This window comes from Corallococcus llansteffanensis, assembly GCF_003612055.1.
GTDB lineage: Bacteria > Myxococcota > Myxococcia > Myxococcales > Myxococcaceae > Corallococcus > Corallococcus llansteffanensis.
In genome coordinates this window covers 1-11,502 of record NZ_RAWB01000322.1, presented here as the reverse complement: position 1 = coordinate 11,502, position 11,502 = coordinate 1, and the positions used below count along the sequence as shown (strand labels likewise).

General features: G+C 72.0%; 7 protein-coding genes. 2 read left to right on the top strand and 5 right to left on the bottom strand.

Features of this window, described 5'->3' with window-relative positions; translation table 11 throughout:
- From D7V93_RS26460 to D7V93_RS26440, 5 genes are all read right to left on the bottom strand, one after another.
- Window positions 1-3,815 (bottom strand): non-ribosomal peptide synthetase (locus D7V93_RS26460; protein WP_147451336.1); only part of this gene is annotated, 3,815 nt, incomplete at its 3' end.
- Window positions 3,816-3,827: 12 nt separating this feature from the next.
- The gene (locus D7V93_RS26455) at window positions 3,828-5,063 is read right to left on the bottom strand and encodes an MFS transporter (RefSeq protein ID WP_120646042.1); all 1,236 of its coding nucleotides are present in this window, start codon (window positions 5,061-5,063) and stop codon (window positions 3,828-3,830) included.
- 95 nt (window positions 5,064-5,158) lie between these two features.
- Complete coding sequence (locus tag D7V93_RS26450) at window positions 5,159-6,235, bottom strand: ATP-binding response regulator (protein ID WP_120646041.1); 1,077 nt, start codon at window positions 6,233-6,235, stop codon at window positions 5,159-5,161.
- Window positions 6,232-7,701: an ATPase domain-containing protein gene (locus D7V93_RS26445; protein ID WP_120646040.1), complete on the bottom strand. Its 1,470-nt coding sequence runs from the start codon at window positions 7,699-7,701 to the stop codon at window positions 6,232-6,234. The genes D7V93_RS26450 and D7V93_RS26445 overlap by 4 nt, the downstream gene beginning before the upstream one ends.
- A gap of 222 nt (window positions 7,702-7,923) precedes the next feature.
- Entirely contained in the window at window positions 7,924-9,264 is a 1,341-nt protein-coding gene (locus tag D7V93_RS26440) for an MFS transporter (protein WP_120646039.1), read from the bottom strand.
- A gap of 173 nt (window positions 9,265-9,437) precedes the next feature.
- Here D7V93_RS26440 and D7V93_RS26435 point away from each other — a divergent pair, with 173 nt between their 5' ends.
- Both D7V93_RS26435 and D7V93_RS26430 read left to right on the top strand, forming a co-directional pair.
- Complete coding sequence (locus tag D7V93_RS26435; RefSeq protein ID WP_120646038.1) at window positions 9,438-10,670, top strand: serine/threonine-protein kinase; 1,233 nt, start codon at window positions 9,438-9,440, stop codon at window positions 10,668-10,670.
- A 55-nt stretch (window positions 10,671-10,725) separates the two neighbouring features.
- A partial coding sequence (locus D7V93_RS26430; RefSeq protein ID WP_120646037.1) for a PEGA domain-containing protein occupies window positions 10,726-11,502 on the top strand: 777 nt, incomplete at its 3' end.

Below are 11,502 nucleotides of genomic sequence, written 5' to 3'. Positions count from 1 at the left end.
TCCACGGCGTCCCCCACCCACCCCGTCCGTTGCCAGCGCGCGAAGTCCGCCGGCTGGAGCGTCAGCGGCGGCAGCGTCACCGGCGTGCCTCCCGTGGCCGCGAGGTAGAGCGCCGTCAACTCGCGCTCCATCACGCCCAGCGACCAGCCGTCACAGATGATGTGGTGCAGCGTGACGAGCAGCGCGTGCTCCGCGTCGCCCACGCGGATCAGCGTCGCGCGCAGGAGCGGCCCTTCGCTCAGGTCGAACGGCGCGCGCACCTCCGCCTCGGCGCGCCGTGTGAGCTCGGCCCGCGACGCCACGCGCTCGCGACGGAGCGGCACTTCCAGGACCGGCGCGATGCGCTGCACCGGCTGCCCCTGGTGCTCCCCGAACGTGGTGCGCAGCGCTTCGTGACGCTGCACGAGCACCTGGAGGCTCCGCTCGAGCGCATCGGCGTCCAGCGGCCCCGTCCAGCGCGTGAACCAGGGCAGGTTGTACGAGAAGCCACCCGGGTCGAGCCGGGTGAGGAACCACAGCCGCGCCTGCGCGAAGGACAGCGGCAGCGCTTCGTCGCGCGGGCCGGCCACGAGCGGCAACTCCCGCGTCGCCCCGCCCGTCGGTTGAAGCGTGGCCAGGTGCGCCGCCAGCTCCTCCACGGTGGGGTGTTCGAACAGCGCGCGCACGGGCAGCTCCACCCGGAGCCGCTCGCGCAGCCGCGACGTCACCTGGGTCGCCAGCAGGGAGTGGCCGCCCCGCTCGAAGAAGTGGTCGTGCGCGCCCACGCGCGGCAGCTTCAGGAGCGCGGCGAAGACTCCCGCGACCTCGTTCTCCAGTGGTGTGCGCGGGGCCACGAAGTCTCGGGCCGCGTCCTCGTCGTCTCCCGGGACGGGCAGGGCGCGCCGGTCCAGCTTGCCGCTGGGCGTGAGCGGGAAGGCGTCCAGCAGCACGAAGGCCGCGGGCACCATGTAGTCCGGCAGCCGCTCGCGGAGCGTCGCCTTGAGGGCGCCTGCTTCCACCTCGGCTTCGGGCTGCGTCACCACGTAGGCCACCAGGTGCTTGCCCCGGGCCTCGTCCTCGCGCGCCACCACCGCGACGTCCTTGACGCCCGGCAGCTTCGCCACCGCCGCCTCCACCTCCGGCAGCTCGATGCGGTAGCCGCGGATCTTCACCTGCGCGTCGCGCCGGCCCAGGAACTCCATCACCCCCGTGGGCAGGTACCGCGCGAAGTCGCCGGAGCGGTACATCCGCGCGCCCGGATGCGGGCTCAGCGGATCCGGCATGAAGCGCTCCGCCGTCAGGTCCGGGCGGTGCAGGTAGCCGCGCGCCAGCCCCGCGCCGCCGATGTACAGCTCGCCCGCCACCCCCACGGGCACCGGCTCCAGCCGCGCGTCCAGCAGGTACACCCGCGCGTTGGTGATGGTGCGCCCGATGGGCGGCAGGTCCGGCCACGCGTCCGGGTCGCCCTTCAGCACATGCGCCGTGGCCGCGTGCGTCTCCGTGGGGCCGTAGTGGTTGTCCAGCACGCAGCCGTCCAGTGAATGGAGCAGCCGGCGCAGCGCGGGCGTCATCCGCAATTGCTCGCCCGCGGTGTTGATCTCCCGGAGCGCGTCGGGACGCAGCCCTTCCGCGTCCGCCACCTCCGCCAGGTGCTGGAGCGCCACGAAGGGCAGGAAGATGCGCTCCACGCCCTGCTCCCGCATCCGCGTGAGGAGCGCGCGAGCATCCCGGCGCAGGTCCTCAGGGACGAGCACCAGCTCTCCGCCCGCGGCGAAGGTGGGGAGCATCTCCTGGAAGCACACGTCGAAGCTCAGCGCGGAGAACTGGAGCGTGCGCCCCGTTGGCACCGTGGAGCGGCGCACCTGCCACTGGATGAGGTTGAACAGCGGGCGGTGCGGCATGGCCACGCCCTTGGGCACGCCCGTGGATCCGGAGGTGAAGATGACGTAGGCCAGCGTGTCCGGCCCGCCCACCGGCTCCGGCGTCGTGTCCGGCGTGCCCGGGTCGTCCTCCAGGAACAGCGGCTCCGCCCCGCCTTCCGGCAAGCCCGCCGTCAGGTGCCGCTGGGTGACGAGCACCTTCGCGCGCGACGCGTGGAGCATCAGCGCCAGCCGCTCCGGCGGATAGGCCGGATCCAACGGGCAGTAGGCCGCGCCCGACTTGAGGATGCCCAGCACGCCCACCGCCAGCTCCAGCGAGCGGTCCACGCACAGCCCCACCGCCGTGTCCGGCATCACACCCCGCCGCCGCAGCGCATGGGCCACGCGGTTGGCCCGCCGGTCCAGCTCCGCGTACGTGAGGTGCGCGTCGCCAAACCGCACGGCGACGGCGTCCGGGCTCCGGCGCACGCTGGCCTCGAAGAGGGCGTGCACGCCGTGGTGGACGGGCACGTCCGCCCCGGTGTCGTTCCACGCCACCACCGCGCGCTCGCGCTCCGGCGCCGTCAGCAGCGGAAGCGCGGACACCGGGCACTCCGGCCGGGCGACCGCGCCCTCCAGCAGGCGCGCATAGTGCGCGGCCATGCGCGCCACCGTCGCCTCGTCGAAGAGGTCGGCGTTGTACTCCCAGCGCGCCTCCATGCCGCTGGGGTCGTCGTAGAGGAAGAGGGTGACGTCGAAGCGCGCCACGCCGGGCTCGAAGTCCACCTCCGACACGGCGAGCCCGGGCCACTTCAGCGCGCCCCACGGCGCATTCACGTGCACGAACATCGCCTGGAACAGCGGCGAGCGGCTGGGGTCCCTCGCGGGCACGAGCGCCTCCACCAGCTGCTCGAAGGGCATGTCCGGATGCGCGTACGCGCCCAGGCACACCTCGCGCACCCGGCCCAGCAGCGCGAGGAAGGTCGGGTCGCCGGACGTGTCCAACCGCAGGGCCAGCGTGTTGGCGAAGAAGCCGATGAGCCGCTCCACCTCCCGGCGCCCGCGCCCCGCCACGGGCGTGCCCACCACCAGGTCCTCCTGCCCGCTGTAGCGGAACAGCAGCACCTGGAATGCCGCCAGCAGCGCCATGTACGGCGTGACGGCCGCCTTGCGGCTCAGCTCCCGGAGGCCCTGGGCCAGGGTCGGCGCCATCGGCAGGCGGTACACCGCGCCCCGGAACGTCTGCTGGGGAGGACGGGGCCGGTCCGTGGGCAGCTCCAGCGCGGGCGGTGCTCCGGCGAGCCGCTCCGTCCACCATGCGCGCTCGGCCTCCAGCAGCTCGCCCTGCATCGCCTTGCGCTGCCAGTGCGCGAAGTCCGCGTACTGCGCCGGAAGCTCCGGCACGCGGGGCGGCTCATTCTTCGTGAAGGCGGTGTAGAGCGCGCTCAGCTCCGCCGCCATCCACCCCAGCGACACCGCGTCGCACACGATGTGGTGCGTGACGAAGAGCAGCGCGTGCTCCTCCGGAGAGAGTCGCACCAGCGTGGTCCGCACGAGCGGGCCGCGCGCCAGGTCGAACGGCGTCCGGGCCTCGGCCTCCGCGCGCTCGCGCAGGGCCTGCTCGCGGGCCTCCTTGTCCAGCCCCCGCGCGGACAGGTCCTCCACGCGCAGCGGGAACGCCGCGGGCTCCGGTGCGCGGATGCGCTGCACTGGCTGCCCTTCCACGGACTCGAAGGTGGTGCGCAGCGACTCATGCCTCGCCACCACGGCGTGGAGGGCGTGCTCCAGCGCGGCCACGTCCAGCGTCCCCGTGAGCCGCACGAAGAAGTGGACGTTGTACGTCGCGGTGAGCCCTTCCCACTGCGCCAGGAACCACAGGCGCTGCTGCATGAAGGACAGGGGCAGTGCTTCGGTCCTGGGCACGAGGGGCAGCGGGGTGCGCTTGCGCCCGGGAGCAACTGGCGAGGAGGTCGTCATCGTGTGGCTCCGTTACACTTCGAAGGCGGCGAAGCCGCGCGACCGGAAGGCGCGCAGCAGGACCGCGAAGACGAAGAACCCCAGGGCCGCGCCCGCCGTCACCAGGCGGATGCCCAGCCGGTCCGCCAGCGCGCCCTGCAACCAGACGCCCAGCGTGAAGCCGACGAAGAGCAGCATCGCGCTGAGGCTCGCGATGCGCGCCTGCAACTCACTGCCCACGCGCGCCTGACACAGCGTGGCCAGCCCCGTGAGCGACAGCATGTACAGCGCGCCCAATCCCAGCACCGCCACCGCCGCGTAGGGCAGCGACGGCGACAGCCAGTACGCCGCCGCCATGGGGCCGATGAGCAGCACCGTCACCTCCAACAGCCGCCCGCGCCCCAGCCGGTCCGCCAGCGTGCCCGCCGACAGCGCCGCCAGGAGCGACCCCACCCCCTGCGCCGTGACGAGCACCGACGTCGCGCCCGCGTCCAGCTGGAACACCTGGATGGCCAGCACCGGCGCCAGCGCCGTGAAGGGCGCGATGCAGACGGCGATGGCCAGCGTGCCACCCAGGGCCAGCGTCAGCCCTTCATCCGCCCGCGCCACCTTGATGCCCTGCACGATGCCCGCCCACAGGCCGCCGAAGTCCGCTGACTTCCCCGCCGCCGTGGCCCTCACCTGCGTGAGCGACAGCAGCACCGCGCCAAAGGACAGCGCGTTCAGGAGCAGCGCCCACGCCACGTCCGCGTGCGCAATCACCAGCGCCCCCAGCGCGGGCCCGCAGATGCGCCCCAGGTTGTTCTGCGCGGAGTTCAGGCTGAGCGCGCTGTGCAGGTCCTCCTTCGGCACCGACACCGCGATCATCGCGGAGAACGCGGGCGTGAAGAGCGTCACCGCGCAGCCGTTGAGGAACGAGAGGATGGCCACCCACCGCACCGTGAGCTGACCGCTGAAGGCCAGCGCCGCCAGCGTCCCCGCGAGCACCATCTGGATCAGCGCTCCCACGCCAATCGCACGGCGCCGGTCGAACCGGTCTCCCAGCGCGCCTCCCAGCGGCGACAGCACGATGGCCGGCAGGAACGTCAGCGCCGCCACGCCTCCGGTCCACTCCGCCCGGCCTGTCACCTTCGTCACGTACACGCCCAGCGCCAGCACCTCCATCCACGTGCCGATGTTCGACAGCGCAGCCCCGCCCCAGAGAAAGGCGAAGTCGCGGTGCTTCAGCGCGCGGAGCGACGACACACGGGGCAGGCGGGGCGTGGACACACCTCGCTTTCTAATTCACCGAGAGCGCCGGGTGTCCATGGACTTCCATCTGGGAGGAGCTGGATGGAATTCCGGTGGAATCGTGCAGTCCTGGTTCAGCTTCGCCGGGGCAACCGGAGGATGAACGTGGAGCCTTCACCCAGGGTGGAGCGGGCGGACAGCGAGCCGCCGTGCAGGCGGGCGAGCGCCGAGGCGATGAAGAGGCCCAGGCCGTGGCCGCGTCCCCGGTCCGCGTCCGCGCGCTGGAAGCGCTCGAAGATGTGGGGCAGGGCGTTGGCGGGGATGCCCACGCCGTGGTCGCGCACGTGGATGAGGACGAGGCCGGGGCTCAGCGTCACGCCGACCTCGATGCGCCGGGACTCGCCGCTGTACTTCACCGCGTTGGACAGCAGGTTGTTGAGCACCTGTCGCACGCGCTCGGCGTCCATCAGGAGCGGCTCCACGGACTCGCCCAGGTCCAGCCGGAAGTCCATCTCCGGCTGCATCTCGCGCCAGTCCTGGATGAGGCCCTGGAGGAAGCCCCCCAGGTCGGTGGGCTCCTGCTTCAGCTCCAGCTTTCCGTCCGCCAGCCGCGAGGCGTCCAGGATGGAGGTGACCAGGCCGTTCATCCGGTCCAACTGGCGCAGGATGGCCTCCGCGGAGCGGAACTCGTCCTCGGCGCCCCGCTTGTGCACCTTGCGCAGGAGCAGCTGGGTGTTGAGCCGCGCGGAGCTCAGCGGCGTCTTCAGCTCGTGCGCCACCCAGTTGAGCATCTCCTCGCGGGCGAGGCTCACCGCGGTGGCCGACTCGCGCGCGGCCTGCGGGGTCTCATGGCGGAGCGCCGTGCGGCTCTGGAGCGCGGTGCTGACGGCCTGCTCGAAGGTGGTGAGGTCCACGGGCTTGGGCAGGAACGTCTGGGCGGCCTCGCGCCCGGACGGCCGGGCCGCGCTCAGCAGCAGGAAGGGCACCTCCGACAGGACGGGCTCCGAGCGCATCGCGTGCAAGAGCTGCATGCCGGTGCGCCGGGGCATCATGTGGTCGCTGACCACCAGGTCCGGCGGCTCCGTGCGCGCCAGCAGCAGGGCCTCCTCGCCGTTGTGCGCGCGCACCACGCGGTGGCCCAGGTCTTCCACCACCTCCGAGAAGACCTCCAGGAGCGCCTCTTCATCCTCCGCGATGAGGACGAGGCTCATTCGTGGCTTCCTCCGACGGTGCTGCCAATGGGGCGCGCCTGACCGGTCAGCAGGCCCGCGGCGGAGCGCAGCGGCGCGAGCACCTTCACGCCGGTGTCGTTGATCTGGAACTCCCGCAGGTCGGGGGTGTACTTGCTGTCGCGCATCTTGAGCACGGACAGGATGCGGTGCATCTGGCCGTGCAGCTCCACGTAGCGAAGCAGCAGCAGGTTCTCTCCCAGGATGGCCACGGGCGCGTCGCTGAAGTCCAGCTCCGTGCCGACGATCTTCGGCACCTCGCGGGTGAAGACGGAGGTGACGCCCAGCATCCTCAGCCGCAGCGCCAGCGACGCGAGGAACGTCCTGCGCCGGATGGGGTCCAGGATGGACAGCTCCAGGTCGGCGAGCCCGTCGAGCACCAGTCGCTTCACCCCCAGCGTCTCCACCTTGCGCAGGAGGTCCTGCACGAGCACGTCCGCCTCCACCTCCATGGGGGGCACGTGCTGGAGCATCAGCATCCCGTCGCCCCGCAGGGACGCCACGTCCAGCCCCACGCGCTTCGCGCGCGCCATGAGCATGGCGGGCGAGTCGAAGAAGGAGATGTAGAGGGCCTTCTCCCCCTTGCGCGCGCCCTCCGCCGCGAAGTGCGTGGCGAGCAGCGTCTTGCCAATGCCCATGCTCCCCGCGAGCATCGTGGTGCTCAGCTCCGGCAGGCCCCCGTACATCAGCGCGTCCAGCTCCGGCAGGCCGAAGCCCTTGCGCGCAAGCGTGGGCGGCTCGTCGTGGAAGTCCAGCGGCGTGGCCTCCAGGCGCGGCACGAACTCCACGCCCGTCTTGTTGATGAGCATGACGTGTTCGCCCACCAGGTGGTTGCGGCCGCGCAGCTTCACCACCTCCACCCGGCGCACCCGGCGCGCGCCGTTCGGCATGACGGACAGCGACACGATGCCGTCCACCGTGGTGGCCTCCGGCAGCGCCATCAGCCGCTCCAGCGGGTACTCCGTGGTGAACAGGCCGACGCAGTTGCTGGCCGCCAGGCCGATGCCCAGCTCGTAGAGGAACTCGCGCAGCCGCGCCTCGTCCATCCAGAGGTCCCGGATGGAGCGCAGCCCGTCGATGAACAGCAGGCCCGCGCCGCGCTCGCGCACCGTCTGGAGCAGCAGGTCGCGTGCCTCCTTGGGTCCCCGCTTGAGCGCTGAGTAGGCGCTGATGACGAAGAGCTTCTCCCCCAGCAGCTCCGGCTTGAAGAAGGAGAAGCCCGCCAGGGCCCCCATCAGCTTGTCGTGGGGTTCCGAGGTCACGGTGGCCATCACCACGGGGATGCCACGCGCCGCGGCCTCGAAGGCCACCTGGCTGCACAGCACCGTCTTCCCGCACCCGGGCGTCCCGGTGACGATGAGGGCCTGACGCTCGGGGATGCCTCCGCCCAGGAGCGCGTCGAAGCTGGGGATGCCGCTCGGGAAGAGCGGCGATTTGCTGCTGTGCATTCCAGGTCCGTCAGCGGCGGGGAGCTGCACGCGAGGCTCTGCCGCTTTAAAGCGCGCGCCGGGGCGGAAGGTACGCATCGCGGAAGACACATGCCCGAGGTGTGACACCGCTTCTGCGGCATAGCGGACGCTTCCATGGGGGGCCAGCACCGCGAGAGGAGGGAGCGGGCCACAGCCGTCCGGTGAACACCTCGGAGGACCGGCCAGCCGGGCGGCCGGGTGTCAGCGGGACGGCGCGCGGGGATTTCCAGGGTCGCCGGAGCCGGCGGCGGAGGCCCGGGCGAGGTACAGCGCCACCGCGAGCCCCACGACGCACACGGCCGTGACGTAGTGCGCGGGCGCGAGCGCGCTCTGTTTCAGCGCGAGCGTGACGACGAGCGGGGTGAGGCCGCCGAACAGCGCGTAGGCCACGTTGTAGGAGAAGGAGATGCCGGAGAAGCGCACGGCCGGTGGAAAGGCGTGCACCATCACCGCGGGCACCACCCCGACGACGCCCACGCAGAAGCCCACCAGCGCGTACAGGGGCACCAGGTGCTGGGGGGCGCTGGCGACGCCCCGGTAGAAGAGCTGCACGGTGACGAGCAGCGCGAGCGTGCCCAGCGCCAGGGCCCGCGCCGGCCCCAGCTGGTCCGCGAGCACGCCGAAGAAGACGCAGCCCACGGTGAGCGTGAGCGTGGCGACGCTGTTGGCCCCCAGCGCCTGGGCGGCGGGGATGGCGTGCAGCTGCTGCATCAGCGTGGGCGTCATCAGGATGACCACCACGATGCCAGCGGTGAGCACCCAGGTGAGCAGCATGGACACCGCGACGGCGGGCGCGTGCCCCTTGAGCGCGGCCTTGAGCGGCAGCTCCTTCACGAGCGCGTGGCGCTGACGCATCTCCTCGAAGACGGGGGTCTCCTGGAGCCAGCGACGCAGGAACACGGCGAGGAAGCCGAACACGCCGCCCACGATGAAGGGCACACGCCAGCCGTAGGCCATCACCTCCTGCGGCGTGAAGACGGTGTTGACGGCGGTGGCGACGAGCGAGCCCAGGAGGATGCCCAGCGTGAGGCCGGAGGTGAGCGTGCCGCACGCCAGCCCCACCCGGCGCTCGGGCACATGCTCGGAGACGAACACCCACGCGCCCGGCACCTCGCCCCCCACCGCCGCGCCCTGCAACAACCTCAAGACGAGCAGCGCCAGCGGCGCCACGTACCCGGCGGTGGCGTACGTGGGCAAGAGGCCCATGAGCAGCGTGGGCACCGACATCAGGAAGACGCTCAGCGTGAACATCCGCTTGCGCCCCGTGCGGTCCCCGAAGTGCGCCATCACGATGCCGCCCAGGGGACGCGCCAGGTAGCCCGCCGCGAACAGCCCGAACGTCTGGAGCTGCCGGAGCCAGTCCGCCGTCTCCGGCGGGAAGAACAGCCGGCCCATCACCGCGGTGAAGAACACGAAGATGATGAAGTCGTAGAACTCGAGCGCGCCCCCCAATGCCGCGAGCCCCAACGTGCGGACGTCCCGCGCGGACAGGGGGCGGGGAGGAGCGGAAGCGGGGAGGGCGTCGGAGGTGGAGGTCGCCATGCGTGCGGCCCGGGAGGATACGCCGGGACGCCCGGACGCCGGCCTCGGACCCCATCTGTCACGTTCTGGAGGGGACCCCACGGATGACCCTGTTGACAGGGAGCCTGAATCTTGTGTGGAAACCGGGGTGTCGGTATCTTCCGGGGATTCGAGTTCCGTCCTGGGAGTACGATTTGGACAGGGTTGATAAGGTGACGCCGCCGCCGGTCGCGCCTGGACCCGAGGTCCGCTTCGGGAAGTACCGCATCGTCCAGCAGCTCGCTTCGGGCGGGATGGCGCACATCTTCCTCGCGACGCTCGACGGGCCGGACGGCTTCTCGAAGGCGTGCGTCATCAAGCGCATCCTGCCGGAGTACGCGAACCTGGAGCCCTTCAGCCGCATGTTCGCGGACGAGGCGAAGGTGGCGGCGCTTTTGACGCACCCGAACATCGTGCAGGTGTTCGACTTCGGGAAGATCGACGGGCAGTACTACCTGGCGATGGAGTGGATCCAGGGCCAGTCGCTGGACCGCATCATGCGGCACGCGGCGAAGGCGGCGATCCCGCTGGGGGCCCGGGTGACGGTGGACGTGGGCATCGCGATGGCGGACGCGCTGTCGTACGCGCACGCGAAGACGCTGTCGGACGGCACGCCGCTGAAGCTGGTGCACCGGGACATCACGCCGGCCAACGTGCTGGTGTCGCGCGACGGCATCGTGAAGCTGGCGGACTTCGGCATCGTGAAGAGCTCCGTGAACCTGGAGCGCACGGTGGCCGGGGTGGTGAAGGGCAAGTACGCGTACATGTCCCCGGAGCAGATCACCAACCGGCCGTTGGATCACCGCTCGGACCTGTACTCGCTGGGCATCGTCCTCTACGAGGCGTCCACGGGGCGGCGGCTGTTCAAGCGCGACACGATGGAGGCCACCATCCTGGCGACATCGCAGGGGGACGTGCCCCCGCCGTCGCAGGTGTCGCCGGGCTTCGCGCCGGAATTGGAGCGCATCCTCCTGAAGCTGCTCGCGAAGGCTCCGGACGCGCGCTACCTGACGGCGCGCGAGCTGCGCGACGACCTGGAGCGGTACCGCTCCGCGCAGCACTGGACGTCCGGGGGCGGGGAGCTGGCGACGCTGATGGCCACGCTCTTCCCGCCGGACGCGAAGGGCCGGGTGGCGGTGGCCGTTCCGGGCTCGGCGCACTCACCGTCGGGCCTCTCCGGTCCGGCGTCGCTCATATCGTCCGAGTCCGTCGAGCCCCTTGAAGACAGCGCGCTGGTCGCCACCGGGGTGCTGCCCCGGGGCCCGGGGTCCGCGAGCGTCGCGTCCGCGCAAGAGGCGGCCGCGGCCGCGCCGTTCCCCTGGGGGCTCGCGGCGGCGGCGGGCGTCGCCCTGGTGGGCAGCGCGCTGTTCTGGCTGTTCGCGGCGTGAAGGGGCGCGTGAAGGGTCGGGGGCGCACCGTGATGTGGGAAGCGGGACAACGAACGTGAAGAATCAGAAGACCTGGATCGCCGTCATCCTGCTGGGCACCGTGGCCGTGAACACCGGGGCGTACCTGGTGGTGCGCTCCCGGCGTGCCGCGCAGGCGCTCCCGCCCGCCTCGTCGCTCACCGCGCAGCCGACGGCGTCCGCGCCCGCGGCGCAGCCACCCTCCGCGCCCGCGCCCGCGAATGACGCGAACGAGGGGCTCGCGAGGGCCCTGCGCGCGTCGGGACTCGCCGCGCTGGAGGACCGCGACTACGACAAGGCGGTGAAGGAGTTCACCGAGGCGCTCAACCTGCGCCGGGAGAACAACGGCGACCTGGTGCGGTTGTTGGACATCGCCACCGGCCTGCGCTCGCGCGAGCAGTCGCGCACCGCCGTGGCGCCTGGGCCGAGGGAGCCCTCCACGTCGCGCGCCGTGCCCCGCACCCGCGCCGCGAAGCTCTCCGCCGCGCGGGCCCAGGCCCGGGAGCCGCAGCCGACCCCGGACGCCGCGCCAGAGGCGGCGCACGGGGGCTTGCTGCTGGTGACGTCCACGCCACCGGGGTTGGTGGTGATGGTGGACGGCAAGGCGGTGGACCTGACGCCCGCGCGCGTGCAGGTGTCCGCGGGGTCGCACCGCGTGGTGCTCGCGCAGGGCGAGCGCCGCCTCTTCGAGGAGACGGTGGAGGTGGGGGAGGACGCGGTGCGCTCGCTCAACCGCGACCTCACCGGGGAGCTGACGCCCGCCGCCCCCAGGTCCACGCCCATCGCGACCGCGCCGGCCCCGGGCGCGGAGCCC